Here is a 20585-nt window from a genome sequence, read left to right as displayed (position 1 = left end):
GCGAAATTAGTTCGCAGCAGCATCAACTACTGGGATTTTACCAATTTTTGCTTGCCAGATTTTTGGTGCAGTTGCGTGAACAGAAGTACCATTCACGTCAACAGCTACCGATACAGGCATGTCTTTTACAACAAATTTGTAGATCGCTTCCATACCTAAGTCAGCAAATGCTACAACTTCAGCTTCACGAATCGCTTTCGATACTAAGTAAGCAGCGCCGCCGACAGCCATGAGGTAAGTCGCTTTGTTGTCTTTGATTGCTTCAACAGCAGCAGGACCACGATCCGCTTTACCAATCATACCGAACATGCCAGTTGCTTCAAGCACTTGACGTGTGAACTTATCCATGCGTGTTGCAGTTGTTGGGCCAGCAGGACCAACGACTTCGTCACCGACAGGATCAACAGGGCCAACGTAGTAAATAAATTTACCTTTTAGGTCAACTGGAAGTTCTTCACCTTTGTTTAACATGTCAACCATACGTTTGTGCGCAGCGTCACGACCTGTATAGATTGTACCGTTAAGAAGCAGTGTGTCACCCGGTTGCCAAGAGTTCATTTCTTCTTGAGTGATGTTATCTAAGTCAACACGTTTAGATGTTGATGAATCCCAAGTCACCGCTGGGTAGTCTTCAAGGCTAGGTGCTTGAATATGTGCTACACCTGAACCGTCTAATTGGAAATGTGCATGACGAGTTGCAGCACAGTTAGGAATCATACCTACTGGTTTACCCGCAGCATGACATGGGTAGTCTTTGATTTTGATATCAAGAACAGTCGTTAAACCGCCAAGACCTTGAGCACCAATACCTAAAGCATTTACTTTTTCGAAGATTTCGATACGAAGTTCTTCGATTTGGTTTTGTGGGCCACGACGAAGTAATTCGTCCATGTTGATTTCTTCCATCAATGCTTCTTTTGCAAGCATCATGGCTTTTTCAGCAGTACCACCAATACCGATACCGAGCATACCAGGAGGACACCAACCTGCACCCATTGTTGGAACAGTTTTAAGTACCCAATCTACGATAGAGTCAGAAGGGTTAAGCATTGCAAGTTTAGATTTGTTTTCTGAACCGCCACCCTTAGCAGCAACAGTAATATCAACTTTATTACCCGGAACGAGTTTGTAGTGAATTACAGCAGGGGTGTTGTCTTTGGTATTTTTACGACCAAAAGCAGGATCAGCTAATACTGATGCACGAAGAATGTTTGAGTTTTCAAGATAACCTTGACGTACACCTTCGTTAATTGCATCGTCTAGGCTCATGGTTAAATCAAATTTAACGTCTAAGCCCACTTCAAGAAATACGTTCACAATACCCGTATCTTGACAGATAGGACGATGGCCTTCTGCACACATACGAGAGTTAATTAAAATTTGTGCAATCGCGTCTTTTGCGGCTTTGTTTTCTTCACGGTCATACGCACGGCTCATCGCTTGGATGAAGTCCTGTGGGTGATAGTAAGAAATGAACTGAAGCGCATCTTTTACCGATGTGATCAAGTCATCTTGCTTGATAATAGTTGTCATACAAATATCTCTTGAGCGGGCTGATAGCTAGCGGGCTAAATTATAAGACAAAAACACAGTTGTGTGGGTATTTCGCTTAATCTTTGGCCGAAAGTTTAATAGGCTTAAACAGTGCCATGTTTCGCTGTCATAAATGGCCTGAAAATGACGTTTTAACTGTCATATTTCATGAAATATTTGTCACAAAACTAGAGGGGGAGATATGTTTTTATTTTTAAATTGTTGAAAATAAATGATATTTGTTATTTTTAAATATTTCGTATTTGTCATATAACTGTCATAAAACTTTTACATAATGACGTCATCAAAGTTAGAGTGTGAAATATATGGTTACTCCAGTGTTGTCAGTTATTGGTTTTTCTCTGTTTATCGCAGCAACTTGGTTCTACGGTCAACAAGAAGATCAAGCCTAAAGCTTTATCTTCTTTTTTTGCTTTAAATTTTATAAAAATAATATTCTTCTTCAAATCTTCAAATCTTCAAATCTTCAAATCTTCAAATCTTCAAATCTTCAAATCTTCAAATCTTCAAATCTTCAAATCTTCAAATCTTCAAATCTTTAAATCTTTAGTTTCAATGATCAATTTTGTGTAAAAGTGCTTTAAAATTGAGTCTAAACGCGACAACATTTGATTATTTAACATATTGCCAAACATCAGGATCTTCATAATTTTCATCGATATGGTAGCCTTGTACTATAACTTCTTTTTCATCAATTTCTCTTGATTTTTTATTTCTTATCAGCTCATTTGCAAATGCTTGTTCTAACTCTTTTGAGGTCATTTTGTAAGTATCAATATTATTCTCTGAATCATCCATTGAATTTCTTTCATCATAACGAATCGTATTGAAAGCATAACGAACCATATATTGTTCTTTACCATCTTCAGTTTTTTGAGTTTGTTTTATACTCAGATCCAAAAGGATACCATTGGCATATAATCGGTAGCCTATAGAGTTCCCTCCAACTGTATTTATTATCTTTTTCCATTCTTCATAATTAAAGATATAAGTCGGGTCAATGACATCACCTGATTTCATTAGATATCGAATATTATCATCCTTTGCTATTCGTGCAGAAAAACGATAGAAATAATTTTTCCATTCGGCCTGATTTATACGTTTCATTAAGTCAACATAAGCTTGGTGGGCTTGTTCAGGACGTACAAATTCCTCTTTGTTTAGCCCTGCATTAATATCAAGCCCTTGTATTCCATCCTCATTATTAAACGATGTTCCTAGAACTGAAAATACATGATCTATCACTAAGCTATTCTCACCATTTTCAACTTTAATCTGACCTAAGTTGGGCGGTGTAAAATCTAACTCTCTAAAACCTGCTCCAGATGGATGACTATCGGGATGCCCAAGATTATGTTGAGAAAAATCTTTAAATCCTTGTTGGCCTAAATGTAAACTAAAACGCTGTTGATTCATGACATTATTCTCTGTATTTTTTGCACTAGGTTGACAAGCTGAAAGGAGATAACCCACCATAAAAATAACAATGAAGTAATTAAATTTTTCCATCATTACTATCCTTTCCAACTGTAAAATTAGCTTTGCTATCGCCCCATTTCGCAATAATTTTTAGTTCTTCTTCTAAAAAGTATCTTCCTTTATCATTGAGCATTAAACGATGATATTTTTCTGCTGCTTTATTAATCCATTCCATACGGCTATCATAATTGGCGACTTTAGTGTTTGCTAATGGTTCGCTGTATACTGTTTCTGGTACCTTATCGAGTACACCTGCGTGTCGCCCCTGATATTCTCTTTCCATGCTTTTGATATTATAAGAACTCGGCAGAATACTTTTCGATTTTGGTAGATATTCAAAAGCACTTTTAATTTCTAAAGTGCTTTTAAGTTTTTAATTATGGGTAAACAATTTGACCAAGGAACGTTTATAACTTCTTCTTTAATATGAGTAAATTTGGAAACATCACGTTGAGTTCGGCATTGATTAAAAGAGGATGAAGACATGCTCAAAGCATAATGCCAAGGTGCAATATCCATAAATAGCCATAAGTTACCTTTTGCAAAAGTATGTACAGGATCACGAATTACCCCTAGTGGAATCCATTTATATTCCCATGCAGTTAAACCATGTTTAAAATGGCAGCTAAGATTTTTTGAAACAAATGCACCTAAGCCCATCCAATAGTAACGGCCAACTAAATCTTTGTTTCGATGTTTTTCTTTTTCTAGATAAATATTGGCATAAACTGAAGCAATACGTCACGCCCTAGTTTCATATCCAGGCTCTAATTTATGTAAATTTTTCCTTTTATTTTTTAAATTAGATATGTGTATCAGAGCTTTGATTTCTTTTTTTAAGCGAAGAATGAATACATTATTGGTCATGTACCAAATACTCAAAATTCAGCCATAGAATTTAAAAGAAATTTCCACTAATTCTGAGCCATTTTTAATATAATGGAAGTTATATAAAACAAAAAACCACCCAATCTTTCGAAAGGGTGGTTTAGAACTCGAAACTAAAATTAAGCTTCTTGCTGTTCAGACTGAATTGCCGTTAATGCAATGGTAAACACGATGTCATCGACCAATGCGCCACGAGACAAGTCATTTACAGGCTTGTTTAAACCTTGCAGCATTGGGCCAACACTGACTACATTTGCAGAACGTTGAACTGCTTTATAGGTTGTATTACCTGTATTTAAATCAGGGAAAATAAACACATTGGCACGACCAGCCACTTTAGAGTCAGGTGCTTTAGAGCGTCCCACACTTTCCACCGATGCAGCATCGTATTGAAGCGGGCCATCAATGAGTAAATCTGGACGGCGTTCTTTGGCAATGCGTGTTGCTTCAGCCACTTTTTCGACATCTGCTCCTGCACCTGAAGTACCTGTTGAATATGAAATCATCGCAATACGTGGGTCAATACCAAAAGCTTTCGCTGAATCTGCAGATTGAATCGCAATCTCTGCAAGCTGTTCTGCATTTGGATCTGGATTAATGGCACAGTCACCGTAGACATAGACTTCATCTGGTAACAGCATAAAGAATACAGAAGAAACCAATGAATAATCAGGTGCAGTCTTAATCAATTGGAATGCTGGACGCACTGTATTCGCCGTAGTATGTACTGCACCAGATACAAGGCCATCCACTTGATCGAGTGCAAGCATCATGGTGCCTAAAACCACGGTGTCTTGTAGCTGTTCGCGTGCTTGTAGATCATTGAGTTTGCCTTTACGCAGCTCAACCATTTTCGGCACATAGTTTTCACGAATCAGGTCTGGATCAATGATTTCCAAATCATGAGGAAGTTCGATATTACGTGCTTTTGCAACTTCAATCACGGCTTCAGGTTTTGCCAATAAAATACAGTGTGCAATGCCACGTGATTGACAAATGGCAGCCGCTTGAATGGTGCGTGGTTCATCACCTTCAGGTAGAACAATTCGTTTTTTCGCAGCAATAGATTTTTGTACCAATTCATGACGGAATGCAGAAGGGGACAAGCGTGGTTGATATGAACCATTTAATACTTCAGTAATCCATTCAGCATTGATGTGGCTTGAAACAAAGCGGGTCACTTGTTCTGCACGTTCTACGTCATCGACAGGAATTTCATTGCCTAAATTTGAAAGTTGTTGTGCCGTTTCAAAAGTGCTTAAAGGCGTATGTAAAATCGGTAAGCCTTGCTTAATCGCAGTTTGGCAGAAATCCAAAACTTGCGGGTTCGGTTGATGATGTTCAGTCAAAACCAAACCGGCAAGTGGAATACCATTGCTACTTGCAAGGCTAGAAGCCAACAACACATCAATACGGTCAGAGGCGCTGATAATCAGTTCGCCTGCCACAAATTTGTGAAGTTCATGTTCAATATTCGATGCAACTAAGCTGCTATGCAGTACACGGCGATGAGCAGCATCGCCTTGGTTAATCCATTCCGCTTGAATATGCGTCGCCAAGTCAGACATGCGCGGTACGCTGAGCGTATTGCTAAATGGAACGAGACCAATAACAGGTAGCTGTGTAGAACCAATTTGCGGATTACTTTGTTGTAATTCGAGTACAAATTTATTGGTGTCACTAATTAAACGCAGATTTGGATCAAGTGTGACAGGAATTTGCGCAGACTCTTCTGGCAAGCCACGTGTGCGCATAAACAAAACACCCGCAGTACGTTCAGATGCAGCACCACCAAATTGGCGTAGTGAACTGTCAATTTTCTCAGCCGTTTTCGTGGCATTTTGAATATCTGCTGTGCTGACAATAATCACTTTGGCATCGAGTGCTTTTGCTAAAGTCGCATTCAGTTCTGAGGCAAAGTTATCTCGGCTGTTTGGAACCAAGCCTTCAACAATAATTAGGTCATGCTTTTTTGCAATTTCACGGTGCAAACGAACCGCTTCTTCGAGCAGTTCATCACTTTCATCATGACTGAGTTGTTTCACGATGGTGGCATGGTGAATGGGTTCTACCGTTTCATTATTAAATAAATGACGATAAAGAGCCGTTGTACGGTCTACAGTATCTGCGACATTTTCCTGTGAAAATGGTTTCAGAAAACCTGCTTTGACCCCTTGGCATTCCAAAGCATAAATTAAACCTAAGCATGCAGATGTTAAACCTACACCTTCCCCAGTTGGCACGAGTAAAATTGTTTTCATACGGTGTCTAAATTAAAGCTAAAAATTAATATTGAAGGCGAAGGGGCTGATGCGATTGCTTATGCAATCGCAGCTTCAGCATCAGGCTTTTTTGTAGCAGACGCTGTCACCTCGTCTACAACATGCTCAGTTTCTTTGGCAATACGGCCTTCTTCATCGGTAGGAACAACCCAAATTTGTGGGCCAGTACCGTGGTCAATACGACCTTCCGTACCGCGTTTTAAGTTGTCATTTAATTCTTTACTAAGGTTGAAACCAAAGTGTGGTAAGTATGAAACCGTTTTTTCACGAATGTAGGCAGAGTTTTCACCAATACCACCGGTAAAGAATAAACCGTCAATACGTGGTAGACCACAGCTGAGACCTGCTAAAGATTTTGCTAAACGGTAGCAGAATACTTCAATGGCAAGCGCGGCATCTTCGTTACCTTGTTCTGATGCTTCGATCAATGTACGCATGTCATTTGATAGATCAGACAAACCGAGTAGGCCTGATTGGCTGTTCAGCATTTTGTCGATTTTGTAGATATCCCAACCTAAGTTGCTCGCAAGGAAGCTGTGAATACTTGGGTCAACATCACCACTACGTGTGCCCATCACCACACCTTCAAGTGGTGTTAGACCCATTGACGTATCTACAGATTGACCATTCCAAATCGCACAAGTCGAGCTACCATTGCCTAAGTGAGCAGTTAACCAGCCACCTTGTTTAAAGCTGCCTGCCAACATTGAGCCACGCTCAGATACGTAGGCATGGCTAGTACCGTGGAAGCCATAACGACGTACGTTATGCTGTGTGTACAAGAATTTTGGTAATGCATAGCGGTATGCATGAGACGGCATCGTTTGGTGGAATGCTGTATCGAATACGGCTACTTGCGGAAGTTCAGGGAACAAGCGCATGGTTGCTTCGATCCCTACCAAGTGAGCCGGGTTATGCAATGGAGCAAGCGGTGTAGCTTCACGAATACGTTCAATAATTTCTGGTGTTAATAGCTCAGCTTTGGTTAATGTACCGCCGTGTACCACGCGGTGACCAATCGCTTGAGGATTATGGTGAGCCAAACGCTCTAAAATAGTTTCGAGGGCTTTTTCATGGTCAGCATGTGGAATAGACAGCTCAAGCGCAGCACCACCCGTAGTGACCCCTTTAATACGTGCATCAGCAGAACCTAGGTTCTCGGCCAGACCAAAAATACGATCTTCACGGCGCTCAGAAACTAACGCATATTTGATAGAAGAAGATCCGCAGTTAATTACTAATACTGATGTAGACACGTTTAAATACCCGAATTCTAATTGAAATACTTATCCATAATGTTGATCTGATTGCAGTTGTATTGATTGATGCAATTTAGATCTGTGATGATGTTTTATCATGGGTTTTTTTATCGTCCTAGATAGACTTTAGGAGATTAGACTTAAGCACTATCGACCCTGAGCACAATAATAATTAAAATTTATCAGTTCATAGTTTTCATTTATTAATAAAATAATCCTCAAAATTTATACGATTTAAGAGATATACATAGAACATAACATGCGGTTGCTGCGCTGTAATCCTAAAATTGTTGCAAAAAAGCAGGTAAATTGAACTTTTCTTATTCTTCTTAAGCATTTAATTGTCAAAAAATCTGTTTTCGATTCTAAATCCTGTGTGTTTGCAGGATTATATTTCAATATGTGAACCCTGGGTCTAGTTTTTTAAATCGCCATAAAAAAAGCTGTGCCTTTACTTAGAAAAGCACAGCTTTCATTGTCTTATTGGGTGTTATTGGCGAATTTGACCATCACCAAATACAATCCATTTTTGAGAAGTCAGACCTTCTAGGCCGACTGGTCCGCGTGCATGGATTTTATCGGTTGAAATGCCGATCTCAGCACCAAGACCATATTCAAAACCATCTGCAAAACGCGTCGAGGCATTGATCATCACTGAACTCGAATCTACACGCGCCAAGAACTGACGAGCCAGACTAAAGTTTTCGGTAATGATCGAGTCGGTATGGTGTGAGCCATATTTGTTGATGTGCTCAATCGCTTCATCTAAGCCAGTAACGACTTTCACTGCCAAAATCGGGCCTAAGTATTCGGTATACCAATCTTCTTCAGTTGCAGGAACAATCGATTCACCCAAAATGCGCTGCGTTTCAGCACAGCCACGAAGTTCAACTTTTTTCTCCGCATAAAGTTCAGCAATGCGTGGTAAAAACTCTTCAGCGACATTTTCATCGACAAGTAAGGTTTCCATGGCATTACATACGCCATAACGGTGTGTTTTGGCATTGAGCGCAATAGGTAATGCTTTTTGCAAATCAGCCTGAGCTTCCACAAAAACATGGCAGTTACCATCAAGATGTTTGATGACCGGCACACGTGCTTCATTGGTAATACGCTCAATTAAGCCTTTACCACCACGAGGTACGATCACATCGACATATTCAGGCATAGTAATTAATTGGCCAACCGCAGCACGGTCTGGGGTATTAAGCACTTGAACGGCATGCTCAGGTACACCTGCAGCAGTTAAGCCATGTTGAATCGCTGCTGCAATTGCTTGGTTAGATTCCAAAGCTTCAGAACCACCACGTAAAATAATCGCGTTACCTGATTTAAGCGCTAAAGATGCGGCTTCAAGGGTTACATTGGGGCGAGATTCGTAAATCATGCCGACAACACCTAGCGGCACGCGCATTTTGCCCAGCTGAATACCTGTCGGACGAAAGGCCATATCGGTAATTTCGCCAATCGGGTCAGTTAGTGCGATCACATCTTTTAGACCTTGGAGCATGCCTTTAAAGCGTGTGGGGGTAAGTTCTAAGCGATCAAGGAGAGCACTATCCAAGTTGTTGTTATGCGCTTTGGTCATATCCACTTGGTTAGCTGCCAAAATTGCAGTTTCACTGTTTTGTAAAGCAGTATAAATTGCTGATAAGGCATTATTTTTAGTCTGGGTAGAAGCCCCTGCGAGCACACGTGATGCTGTGCGTGCTTGCTGTCCTACCGTTTGCATGTATTGTTCAATAGACTCTTGCATAGCGGTTTGATCACTTAGAAATTTCAACTCGATATTAACAGCCTGTGACTGAACAATGAAGCACTTAAGTGCATATTCGACTGTACTTGCTGACCAGAATTAACATTTTGAAATTGTTTTTAGAACAAAAGTAGATAAGCGGCGGGGATATCAGTTGCTTGTAAAATGAACCTCTGTATAGAATGAAACAATAGCGACATTGAAGTCGTACAAATAACGATTAAAGAGCAGGACGCTAAGTCGAGCAGAGTCTCTAAATGAATTCCTGACAATAAAAATAAGGCAGGAATGGAGGAAAGGAATATGAATTCCATTATCCAAATGGATCCCACCGTACAGGAAAGTACGCATTACAGTTTTTTCGATCTGTATGACAAGCAAAGCTTTAAACAGCCTGCCAGAACGACATGGATTGATGGCTGGAAGGTCGAATATATGGCCATTGCACAACCTGAAACCATTCATCGCACCCCGATTGTTATTATTGGTGGGGCATTTCAAAACTTTAATTCCTACAAATATTGTGTCGAACAATTATTTGCGGCAGGCCCTATTATTTTAATTGATTTACCCTCCATGGGCTCAAACCAGCAAATTACCAATGTCGATACAGCCGTGTCAGCAGGGACTTTAGAGTTGGGTGATCTGGCGCAGATGTTGGGCGTTTGGTTGGATATCGTCGGGCTAGAAAAAGTATCCGTGATGGGGATGTCACTAGGTTCAGTGGTGGCAGCAGGTCTGGCCGATCAACGTCCTGAATTGATTGATCGCATGATTTTAATGGGCGTGATGCAAAAAACGCGCAAGAGCTGGCGCATGTTGCTTGAAGAATCCTTGCACTTAATGAAAGAACAGCGCATGGATGAATTTGGTCAAGCGGTGATTTTGTATTTGGTTAATCATGCCAAACTGGATGTGACGCGGATGTCACCGACAGCGAAGCGTTTGTTCTTTAGACAAATGGCTGAATTCACCAATACCGAACAAGAGCGTTATGACATTAACTGTAATCGTTTGCTGCGTTTGCAAGACGTGCCGATTCCACAGTGTGATGTATTGGTGTCATGCGGGCAGTACGACAGTTTTACTTTGCCACATGAAAATGCTGGCTTTGCCTTGCAATGTCCGAATATGCAGTTTGCCATGATTGCCAATGCGGATCATTTACCACAGTTGCAGCGCCGTAAGGAAACCATGAATTTGTTTGCAACTTATCTACGCGGTGAGTCTATTCAGCAGTTGGAAGGGATCATTCCAATGAGCCGAGAGCAAATGCAAAATATTGACCGCCGTGGCGAAGTGCGTGTAAGTGTACAACAGCCATTCACGCATTTATCTCATCGCCATTCAGAACTCGTGGTTGAAACTCAAATTACGGATTTAAATTATTTCGGTGTGTTGCTGAATGTGCAGGCTGAAATGTTGGACTGCATGCACGCATATCCTCGGGATTTGGCTTTACATCTAGAAGATGAAGAAGGTGAGTTTAAAATTGAATGTCTCATCTTTGACGTTGTGGATACGCAGATTCGCGCTTTGTTTAAGCATGGTAGTTTTGAGTTGGCGGAGCGTTTATTGCGCTTTGTGCAACGCCAAAAAGAAGATGTGTTGTTATTAGAAGCCGTAAGTTAAAACATGAATATATAAAAAAAAACAGCGCGTTAGCGCTGTTTTTTTGTTTTGGCATGCACCATCCAAACCAAATCTCCACAGTGCTGCTCTGCATCGTGGAAAGGAATCACTTGTTCATGTTGCTGTTGTGGAAAGTATAAGGCCGGCTGAACGACGTCTACTTCTTCAAATCCTGTATGACTGAAAAACTGCTGTAATTCAGCAGGGGATTGAAAATGAAAAGTAAAAGCGCTGCGAGACATGACTTTGAGTAATTTACTACTGGCCCAAATAAAACGTGCTAAACGGTTCTTGACGGGTTCAGGATAGATGTCGGTCAGATAATGTAATTCCTGAAATGAGGCGCCATATTCGGTGATCCCTTGCAATAACTTATTCAGTAGCGTTTGATCAAAATAATTAATTAGCCCTTCACTAATCACCACCAAAGGACGTTCAGGGTTGAAACTCTGAAAAATACGTTCAAAATCTTGTGTGAAAATGTCGCCAGTTAAGACCTCGGGGGCATGCGGGTCAATCTGTTTGAGTGCCTGTGTTTTGATTTTTGCCATATCCGGCAAGTCGAGTTCACGATAGTTAATTTCAGGATGCTTGGTGCGAAAATTCCAACCACGCGGGGAAAGGCCACAGGCAATTTCGAGGACTTGTAGCTGAGGGTGTTGGGCAATGAGTTGATCTAAATGCTGATCGATCATGGCATGGCGCTGTTTGAGCGTCGAGCGCATGCTACCGCCCACATTCTTTTCTGCCCAGCTTTCTAATGGGTGGACTAAACGTGCTAAAAATTTGCCTTTACGCGTAGCAAAAACGGGATGTGAAATCCCCATGCTGTACCAAATATAGCCGGTGTAATGTGCAGTAAAGGAAATGTGTCGATGTTCCGATAAACTTTGTGTCATGTCGTCCTGACCTAATGTTGTTTTTATTGGCAATTTTTGTATAGCACCGAAGCACTTATTTTGACTTCATCATAAATCAAAAAGGAGCACCTTGTCGTGCTCCATTTTCTAGAATTTTGAAAGTCTTGGATTAGCAATATTGATTTTTAAAATCCACAATGCGGTTACGCACATTTTGCCAGTCCGCTCCGAGTTCAATGCTTTGTCCAATCTCAATTTGTGGGATTTTTCCGCGCATACGTTCTAAGCGTTCCTGATTTGGAAGAGCCAAGTTTTGAATTCCATCAAGCGCAATGCATGCAGATTCACGGTTATTACATACGAGGCCCATATCACAACCTGCATTTAATGCTGCTTGGATACGAGCATCTGCGCCGCCAGCGACACAAGCTGCTTGCATGCTTAAATCATCGGAGAATAAAACGCCATCAAATTGGAGCTCTTGACGTAAGACTTTCTGAATCCAATACGGTGAAAAACCAGCAGGGTTAGGATCAATATTTTCATAAATCACATGCGCAGGCATTAAGGCATCAAGCTGTGGTTGCAGTTGAATAAAGCTTTGCATGTCTTTTTGATAGATTTCTTCATAACTACGATGGTCAATGGCAGCAGCAACATGTGAGTCTGCTTTCACCGATCCATGGCCTGGGAAATGCTTACCTGTAGATGCCATCCCCGCACGTTTCATACCTTTTAAGAAAGCACTTGCCAATGGAATAATGTCTTGCATATTTTTGGCAAAACCACGGTCACCAATCACATCACTGACATCATTTAAATCAAGCACCGGTGCAAAACTGAAATCGATGCCGACCGCAAGGACTTCGGCTGCCATCAACCAGCCACATTGTTCAGCCAGTTCAACAGCTTTTTCAGGTTCAGTTAAGTAAATTTCTCCAAACTTACCCATAGCTGGTAGGAGTGTGAAGCCTTGCTTTAAGCGTTGTACACGACCACCTTCCTGATCGACCGCAATTAAAATATCAGGACGAATTTGACGCATATGGTCGGTCAGGGCACGAACTTGTTCAGGAGATTCAATGTTACGACCAAATAAAATCATGCCGCCAACTTGTGGTGCTTGTAATAGTTCAATATCTTCTTGGGTAAGTTCTGTGCCAGCAATGTCGAGCATTAATGCGCCAATCATATTCGGTGTCCGTGTTGGAATTTTTAAGGAAAAACAATACCTGAATTCTGCAATGATTTGCTACACTTTGTCAGCAGAGAATATGATAAAACTACACGACATAAACATATTAAGTTGTTTAAGATTTTGAATCTATTCAATTCAGGTCGAAAACCAACACGGTAATATTGGTCTTAATACCAAGGAAGTACAAATTATTTATGAAACTTCAAACATTAGCTTGTGCCGTTGCGATTGCGACAGGTGGATTCTTTTTCACTCATGTGGTGAATGACGCAATTGCTGCCAATAATACAGAAGCAGTGAGCGCGGGTACCATTCAACCCACTCAAGAACAAGCCTTGGTCTCACGTCAGCTTGCAACATTGGTAGACCGTCAACACTATTTAAATCAGCGTTTAGATGCCAATACCTCTAACCGTATTTTAGATTTTTATATTGATAGTTTAGACGCTGAACATACGTTGTTCTTGGCATCGGACATTGAAAATTATAAAAAACGTTATGGCTCAACTTTTGGCGCAAATCTCAAAGCGGGCAATTTAACAGGGCCGTATGCCATTCATGCGCAATATCGTGAGCGCTTAAAACAGTTCTACACCTATATGTTGGAAGAGCTGAAAAAGCCACAAAATTTAAATCAACCGAATAGCTACATCGAAACCGATCGTGAAAAAGCGCCATTCTTTAAGTCGACAGAAGAACAGCGTGCGCATTGGAATAAAATGTTGGTCTCTCAGCTGATCAACTTAACCATCAGCAAAGAAGAAGAGAAAGCCAAACAAAAAGCGTTGAAAGATGACCCAACACTGGCAAATGGTCAAGACTTAACAGGTCCTGAAGACTTAACACCTGAACAGACTTTAACCAAGCGTTATACGCGTCAGTTAGAGCGGATTAGTCGTTTAAAAAGCGATGATGTGCTTGATAAAACTCTGAATGCCATGATGCTGACGTATGATCCGCACAGTAACTATTTTCCGCCTGTAGATGCGATGGAATTGAACCGTCAAACCACGTTGCAATTGGAAGGGATTGGGGTGTCGATTCGTCCTGAACGTGGTAACGAAGACTACACCAAAATTGAAACGATCGTGGAAGGTGGTCCAGCCAGTAAGTCAGGGCAAGTCAAGTCGGGCGATCGCATCGTTGGTGTTGCTCAAGATGGCGACAAAATGGTGGACGTGATCGGCTGGCCGAGCAATGAAATTGTCGGACTGATTCGTGGTAAACGTGGCACCAAAGTGACTTTACGTTTATTGGGTGCTGGTGCGTCCATGAATCAAGCGCGAAATGTCACGATTGTACGTGATGTAATTCAAGAAGAAGATGCAGGCGTGCGTTCACGTACCGTTGAAATTGAACGTGATGGCAAAAAACATAAGTTTGGTGTGATTGAAATTCCATCGTTTTATTTAAATTATCGTGCACGTCGTGCGGGTACAGACTACCGTTCTGTGTCGGAAGATACCAATAAAGCCTTAAAAACATTAGATGCGCAAAATGTTGAAGGCATCATCATTGACTTGCGTAACAACCCAGGCGGCTCACTTGAAGAAGTGGCACGTATGCTTGGACAAGTGATTAAATCAGGTCCAGTGGTGCAAATCCGTGATGGTAATGGCAATGTCAGCGTGTTTGAAGATGATGATGGTGGCGCGCAAACTTATGCAGGCCCATTGGCGGTATTGATTAATTTGGCTTCGGCTTCTGCGAGTGAAATTTATTCTGCTGCGATTCAAGACTATGAGCGTGGTGTGGTGATTGGTAGTACCACAACGGGTAAAGGAACAGCGCAGGTACAACTTGACTCTTTAGCCTATGGTCAAGCAACCTTAACGCAACGTAAATTCTACCGCGTGACTGGCGGTAGTACCCAGAATAAAGGAGTCGTACCGGATATTAAGCTGGTCGATATTTACAATGAAGAGTTTGGTGAGCGTAAATCGAAAAATGCTTTACAGTGGGATACTATTCCAACCGCACCGTTTAAACGTGAAGGCTCGATCCAAGCCTATGTTCCCGATTTGATTAAGTCATCTCAGCAACGTGTCAGCATTGATCCGCAATTTAAATATTTAGAACAACGTACTGCGATTGCGAAAAAGACAGAAGAGCAAAAGCGTGTGGTGCTTGACTTAGCGAAGCGTAAAGCCGAGCTGTTGGCACTAGAGCAAAAGTCTTTGGATGCTGAAAATCAGCGTCGTAAAGTGGTGGGTCAAAAACCTTATGCCAACTGGGAAAGCTACCAAGCGTCTATGGATGCATTGGTGGAGGCACGTGCAAAAATGAAGGCAAACCAACGTCCAGCACTGCCTGAAGAAGAAGTCTTTGTGACGGAAGCAGCAAACGTGCTAATGGACTATGCCAAATTACAAGGCAAAACGCATACAACAACAGCCAAAAAGTAAGTAATTCATCCATAAATAACATTGAGATGATTGCTTGAGTTTTTGACAGAAAAGATGAATTTATCCATTGAGAAATAGCGAGCTACGGCTCGCTATTTTTTTGTGAGTAGGGCGGTGTTCGATTTAAATCTAGAAAGCAATCTATAAATGATTCTAACTTATTCATTTTATTATGATTAGAAACTGTTCTAAAATAATAAACACCTGATGCAATTTTTATCAAAAGTTTAAGTTTTAGTGAACTTCATCAAGCTTTATTTTTTTAAATTAATCAGTTGCTTAAAATCTTGAAAGAAAGACTTGACCATTATCGTAGACTAATAGATTCTAAGGGAAAATAAGTAAGTAATTGAAAATGTAACAAGTTAAAGGGAAGAGATAGATTGGGTAATTCGGTTAAAGAAAGTGCCACGATAACCTAAGCGGAACGCTTGATATGACCCATATTCATTATGATTACAATCTGGTCGTTGGTTCAATCGTAGTTGCATTATTAAGTTGTTACTTAGCTGTTTCACTCGAACAAATGTTGTTTCGTGGAACACGACCAAGATATGAAAATGTCATTTTATTATTCAGCGGCGCAATTTTAGGTGCTGCGATCTGGTGCATGCATTTTGTAGGCATGATGGCCAGCCATTTGCCTTCAAATCATAGTTTTGATACCAGTCTGACCCTAACTTCCTATTTTATCGCCTTTGTTGCATCCACTTTTGCAGTGTGGCTGACCACTCGTCCGACCTTACCTTTTCCGCGTTTAATTTTAGGCTCCGTGTTAATGGGCCTTGGCATTTCCGGCATGCATTATACTGGCATGCTGAGTTTGGCCGTTCAGGGCTATGAACAACGCTACGAACCTTTAATTGTTATCTGTTCAATTTTGGTCGCGATTTGTGGTTCAGGTTTAGCATTTTGGCTGACATTTAAAAATAAGTATTCGTCTAAACGTAACATCATGAATGCCTTTGTAGCAGTCATGCTGACTTTTAGCATTGTGGCTATGCATTATATTGGTATGGCGGCTGTAGATTTTGTACCGCTAAACTCGATGGATGTATTGGTTGCGGCTCAAATTAACCATAATTTATTGCTGTTTATTGTCTTATTTGTCACCAGTTTATTGTTGATGGCAGCCTTTAGCGTTGCAGTACTTGAGCAACGTTTAGAGCATCGCAGTTTGCAGTTGATGCGCGCAAATCGAGAACTGGCCAATCAAGCGGTACAGGACAATTTGACTCGTTTACCTAATCGACTGTTTTTGGCTGAATATGCACATTTTTTATTTACTGAGCATCGCTTAAGACAAGATAAAATTGCTTTTATTTATATTGATATTGACCGTTTTAAAGCGGTCAATGATGTGTTTGGACACCATGTCGGTGATCAACTGCTGATTCAAATTGCTACGCGTATTCACCGTCTAATTGATGATCAAGCCAAATTGCTACGAATCGGTGGCGATGAGTTTCTAATTGTGCTTGAGGCGGCAAGCAATGACTCTGCGACAGCAATGTCTGAAAAAATATTGGAATTGATGCAAGAAAGCTTCCTGATTGCAGGTAAGGAAATCAATATTTCAGGCAGTATTGGTATTGCGATGTACCCTGAACATGGTGCGAACTTGCAAGATCTGCTGATCAATGCAGACACTGCAATGCTGAGTTCAAAGTATCAAGGGCGGAATACCTATTCATTTTTTAATTATACCGCTGACCAATTTGAAGAAAAAAGTCAGACGAAACTGATCAATGATTTGTATAAAGCGGTAGAAGAACAACAATTTATCTTATTTTATCAGCCAAAATTCAATGCCACTGATCGTGAAATTTGTGGGGTTGAGGCCTTAATTCGTTGGAATCATCCAACCTTAGGTATGCTGACGCCAAATAAGTTTATCAATGGTGCGGAAAAAACTGGACTGATTATTGCCATGGGCTATTGGGCGCTTGAAGAAGCCTGTAAGCAAATTCAGCACTGGGAAAAGCTGAATATGCCGCTGTATCCGATTGCGGTCAATTTATCGGCCATCCAGTTTGAGCATAAACATTTATTTAGTACTTTAGAGTCGCTTTTTGCACGTTATGAAATTAACCCGTCAAATTTAATTATTGAAATTACCGAGTCAACAGCGATGCATCATATCGATGCCAGCATCGTGACTTTTGAACATTTGAGACAGATGGGGATTAAAGTTGCGATTGATGACTTTGGAACGGGACATTCAAGTTTCTTGTATTTAAAAGAACTGCCTGTAGATGAACTGAAAATTGACCGTGAGTTTATCCGCAATTTGAGCGTTGGCTCTAAAGAAGAAATTATTTTAGAAAGTATTATTCACTTGGCAATTCGACTGGGGCTAACAGTCACTGCAGAAGGTGTAGAGACAGAACAACAAGCAGAAATTTTAAAACGTTTAGGTTGCCAACAGTTACAAGGATATTTGTTAGGAATGCCGATGCCAGTGGCACAGCTTGAAGAAAGCATGAAAGCGAAAGTTGAATAAGGTCATTTGTGGTCTTATCGCATTGCCAATGAGTATAGAAGAAAAGACAGTGGAATACGTTATATCGTCGATAAAAACAGGTCGTCATCCAATGTAAAACATCAAGACACGCCACGCTAAGATTTTGACTCAACCCGATGTGGTTGATTATTTTTAATGGTCAATCTGATACAATATCGCCAATTTTCCATATTGATCAGATCTGATCTTTTGCACTGCGAGTTTTGCAGTAGGTGTCTTTCATGAGTTTTAAAGAAGAATTAGCGACACAGGTCGCTCAGCGACGTACTTTCGCTATTATTTCCCACCCCGATGCCGGTAAAACCACAATGACAGAAAAACTGTTGTTATGGGGACAGGCGATTCAGGTTGCAGGTATGGTAAAAAGCCGTAAATCTGATCGTGCGGCAACGTCTGACTGGATGGAAATGGAAAAAGAACGTGGGATTTCGATCACCACCTCTGTTATGCAGTTCCCGTTTAAAGACAAGATGATTAACTTGCTCGACACCCCAGGGCATGAAGACTTTTCTGAAGATACTTACCGTACATTAACCGCTGTTGACTCTGCGCTTATGGTGATTGATGGTGCAAAAGGTGTCGAAGATCGTACGATCAAATTGATGGAAGTGTGTCGTATGCGCGACACGCCGATTATTTCATTCGTCAACAAAATGGACCGTGAAATTCGTGAGCCATTAGAACTGCTAGATGAAATCGAAAACGTTTTAAAAATTAAATGTGTTCCGATTACTTGGCCACTGGGCACAGGTCGTGACTTTGCCGGTGTATTTAACCTACTCGAAGAAAAATTCTACGTTTATAAGGCAGGTTTCGGTTCAACAATTACGGATATTGAAGTCCGTGATGGCTATGACTATGCAGATTTGCGTGAAAAAGTCGGTGATCTCGCTTGGGCTGCATTTGAAGAATCATTGGAATTGGTTCAAATGGCCAATGAACCTTTAGACCGTGATGAATTTTTGGCAGGTCGTCAAACGCCAGTGTTGTTTGGTACGGCACTCGGTAACTTTGGTGTAGACCATGTTTTGGATGCATTTAGTCAATATGCGCCTGAACCTAAAGCACATCCAACTCAAGACCGTAAAGTTGAAGCGACTGAAGAAGGCTTCACTGGTTTCGTCTTTAAAATTCAAGCCAATATGGATCCAAAACACCGTGACCGTATTGCATTCATGCGTATCTGTTCAGGTAAGTATGAAAAAGGCTTAAAAATGAAACATGTGCGTCTAGGTAAAGATGTGCGTATTAGTGATGCTTTAACGTTCCTTGCTGGTGACCGTCAGCACCTTGAAGAAGCATGGCCGGGCGACATTATCGGTTTGCATAACCATGGTACGATTCAGATCGGCGATACCTTCACTTCGGGTGAAGATTTACACTTTACCGGTATTCCGCACTTCGCCCCTGAAATGTTCCGTCGCGTGCGTTTAAAAGATCCATTGAAGTCAAAACAGCTACAAAAAGGCTTAAAAGAACTTTCAGAAGAAGGGGCGACTCAGGTCTTTATGCCGCAAAACAGTAACGATTTAATCGTGGGTGCTGTGGGTGTACTTCAGTTTGAAGTTGTGGCTTATCGTCTGAAAGAAGAATACAAAGTTGATTGTATTTATGAGCCTGTAAGTATCAATACCGTACGTTGGGTATCGTGTGATGACGAGAAAAAATTCAACGAATTTAAGAAAAAAGCACACGACCAATTGTCTGTCGATGGCGGTGGTCATTTAACTTATCTTGCACCAAGTCGTGTGAATTTACAGTTAATGCAAGAACGTTATCCGGATATCGTGTTCAGCAATACACGTGAACACTAAGTTGTTCTTTTACAGAAATAAAACAGCTTCTTCGTGAAGCTGTTTTATTTTGTGGTAGAGTTTTTAAATCCATACATTACGCAATCATTTGGTCGTTTAGGACATCATGAAAATATTCAAGGATGCTACAGTTTTTGCACTTTTGGGGAGTGTTTTGCTGCTCAGTGCATGTGATTCAGGAAAAGAAAACAAAGCGACAAAGCCGGCCGATGATGGCGCTTCTGAAGCGGTCGTGATCAATCCAGATGTTTTGCCCTATTTAAATATTCGAGAGCAAGCAGCAAAAATTGCCAAACCGTTTTGTGAAAATAAAAGTTGTATTGATTTAGAGATACAAACCATTCAGACCGTAGATACGTGGTTGAATGGTTGGATTGAAAAAAATCAGGCTAGCGTCGTACAAGATCAGATTGCATTAAAGCAAAATATGAATCTCCAACAAGCCGTCGATGCGTATGTGAAAAAATCAGATGCTTGGCAGGCAGAGTTTAAAACCAATAAAGCCTATGAATTGGCCATGTACACACGAGTTCCTTATCAACGTAATCAATATGTGTTGCTGCAAATCGGTGTTGATACCAAACAGGAAAATATCACGGTCAAAGAGCGTTATTATTTTTTTGTGGCAGACCGCCGTGCGAAAAAGAATCTTAAACCTTTAGATATTATTGATGCAAAGCAACAGCAAAATATGGATGCTATTGTGCAGCAAGCCTATAGCAAATGGTTAGATGAACAAGAGGTAGATGTCAAAAAATCGGCACCGAAAAAACTCTATTGGGGCCAAGCAGATTGGTTCTTTGATCAAGAAGGTGTCGGTTTGCATTACCGTACAGATGAAATTGTCAAAGATGGTAAACAACTGGATATTTATCTCAGCAAAGCACAAACACAACAAGTATTGAAAGCTGACGTTTATCAGCATATGTTCTAA

General features: G+C 40.9%; 12 protein-coding genes and 1 pseudogene. 5 read left to right on the top strand and 8 right to left on the bottom strand.

Annotated features, from left to right (window positions below; translation table 11 throughout):
* Positions 1 to 6: 6 nt before the first annotated feature.
* The 6 genes and pseudogenes from FTT76_RS03415 to FTT76_RS03390 form a co-directional block, all read right to left on the bottom strand.
* Positions 7 to 1533, bottom strand: coding sequence for a fumarate hydratase (locus tag FTT76_RS03415; protein WP_078189659.1), 1527 nt, complete (start codon positions 1531 to 1533; stop codon positions 7 to 9).
* Between the two features lie 633 nt (positions 1534 to 2166).
* Positions 2167 to 3066: a hypothetical protein gene (locus FTT76_RS03410; RefSeq protein ID WP_180007186.1), complete on the bottom strand. Its 900-nt coding sequence runs from the start codon at positions 3064 to 3066 to the stop codon at positions 2167 to 2169.
* Positions 3050 to 3771: pseudogene (locus FTT76_RS03405) on the bottom strand (DUF2515 family protein). Before FTT76_RS03405 ends, FTT76_RS03410 begins: the two are co-directional and overlap by 17 nt.
* Before the next feature lie 269 nt (positions 3772 to 4040).
* On the bottom strand, positions 4041 to 6182 hold the full coding sequence (gene pta, locus FTT76_RS03400; RefSeq protein ID WP_180004548.1) for a phosphate acetyltransferase: 2142 nt from the start codon (positions 6180 to 6182) through the stop codon (positions 4041 to 4043).
* A 59-nt stretch (positions 6183 to 6241) separates the two neighbouring features.
* The gene (locus FTT76_RS03395) at positions 6242 to 7459 is read right to left on the bottom strand and encodes an acetate/propionate family kinase (protein ID WP_078189653.1); all 1218 of its coding nucleotides are present in this window, start codon (positions 7457 to 7459) and stop codon (positions 6242 to 6244) included.
* A gap of 493 nt (positions 7460 to 7952) precedes the next feature.
* Complete coding sequence (locus FTT76_RS03390) at positions 7953 to 9218, bottom strand: glutamate-5-semialdehyde dehydrogenase (RefSeq protein WP_078189652.1); 1266 nt, start codon at positions 9216 to 9218, stop codon at positions 7953 to 7955.
* A 303-nt stretch (positions 9219 to 9521) separates the two neighbouring features.
* On the opposite strand from FTT76_RS03390, the gene FTT76_RS03385 reads away from it, so the two are divergent.
* Positions 9522 to 10850, top strand: a complete 1329-nt coding sequence (locus tag FTT76_RS03385; RefSeq protein ID WP_180190044.1) for an alpha/beta fold hydrolase — start codon at positions 9522 to 9524, stop codon at positions 10848 to 10850.
* 29 nt (positions 10851 to 10879) lie between these two features.
* Here FTT76_RS03385 and FTT76_RS03380 read toward each other — a convergent pair whose 3' ends face one another.
* Together FTT76_RS03380 and nagZ are read right to left on the bottom strand one after the other, a co-directional pair.
* A complete protein-coding gene (locus FTT76_RS03380) occupies positions 10880 to 11749 on the bottom strand; it encodes a class I SAM-dependent methyltransferase (RefSeq protein WP_180190043.1) in 870 nt (289 codons plus the stop codon).
* Positions 11750 to 11879: 130 nt separating this feature from the next.
* Positions 11880 to 12902, bottom strand: coding sequence for a beta-N-acetylhexosaminidase (gene nagZ, locus FTT76_RS03375; RefSeq protein ID WP_180088981.1), 1023 nt, complete (start codon positions 12900 to 12902; stop codon positions 11880 to 11882).
* Between the two features lie 200 nt (positions 12903 to 13102).
* On the opposite strand from nagZ, the gene FTT76_RS03370 reads away from it, so the two are divergent.
* From FTT76_RS03370 to FTT76_RS03355, 4 genes are all read left to right on the top strand, one after another.
* Complete coding sequence (locus FTT76_RS03370) at positions 13103 to 15313, top strand: carboxy terminal-processing peptidase (protein WP_180190042.1); 2211 nt, start codon at positions 13103 to 13105, stop codon at positions 15311 to 15313.
* 436 nt (positions 15314 to 15749) lie between these two features.
* Positions 15750 to 17816, top strand: a complete 2067-nt coding sequence (locus FTT76_RS03365; protein WP_180190041.1) for an EAL domain-containing protein — start codon at positions 15750 to 15752, stop codon at positions 17814 to 17816.
* Between the two features lie 242 nt (positions 17817 to 18058).
* Positions 18059 to 19651, top strand: coding sequence for a peptide chain release factor 3 (locus tag FTT76_RS03360; RefSeq protein ID WP_078192693.1), 1593 nt, complete (start codon positions 18059 to 18061; stop codon positions 19649 to 19651).
* A 106-nt stretch (positions 19652 to 19757) separates the two neighbouring features.
* Positions 19758 to 20585, top strand: a complete 828-nt coding sequence (locus FTT76_RS03355) for a hypothetical protein (RefSeq protein WP_180034906.1) — start codon at positions 19758 to 19760, stop codon at positions 20583 to 20585.

Source organism: Acinetobacter sp. YH01009, assembly GCF_013420765.1.
Lineage (GTDB): Bacteria > Pseudomonadota > Gammaproteobacteria > Pseudomonadales > Moraxellaceae > Acinetobacter > Acinetobacter amyesii.
The sequence above is the reverse complement of the archived record's forward strand: the minus strand, read 5'-3'. Positions and strand labels throughout refer to the sequence as shown.